This window comes from Bartonella capreoli, from assembly GCF_902813205.1.
Taxonomy (GTDB): domain Bacteria; phylum Pseudomonadota; class Alphaproteobacteria; order Rhizobiales; family Rhizobiaceae; genus Bartonella; species Bartonella schoenbuchensis.
In genome coordinates this window covers 1-379 of the sequence record NZ_CADDZX010000424.1, presented here as the reverse complement: position 1 = coordinate 379, position 379 = coordinate 1, and the positions used below count along the sequence as shown (strand labels likewise).

Annotated in this window: 2 pseudogenes; both read left to right on the top strand. The window is 37.7% G+C overall.

Annotated elements, in window-relative coordinates:
* Nucleotides 1-265 (top strand): annotated as a pseudogene (locus tag J7R05_RS09110) (glycerol-3-phosphate transporter permease); the annotation flags it as partial.
* Between the two features lie 10 nt (nucleotides 266-275).
* A pseudogene (locus J7R05_RS09105) lies at nucleotides 276-379 on the top strand (glycerol-3-phosphate transporter); the annotation flags it as partial.

Here is a 379-nt window from a genome sequence, read left to right as displayed (position 1 = left end):
ATTCCCGCAGATTTCACCAACGACCTTTTTTCTTCTTGTCATTAACATCAATTATGTCATGTTTGATACATTTGGTATTATTGATAACATGACCTCTGGAGGTCCTGCACGTGCAACAAGCACTCTCGTCTACAAAGTGTATGATGATGGCTTTAAAAACCAAATAATCGGTGGATCAGCAGCACAATCAACAATATTAATGTTGATGGTTATTGTCTTAACGTTTATCCAGTTCCGCTGGATTGAACGTCGCGTACAATATTAGGAAGCGAATTATGGTTGAAAATCGCCCTGTTTTGAAATTTTTAACCCATCTCACCCTCATTGTTGGCATTATCATTATTTGTTTTCCTGTTTATGTCGCTATCATCGCATCAAC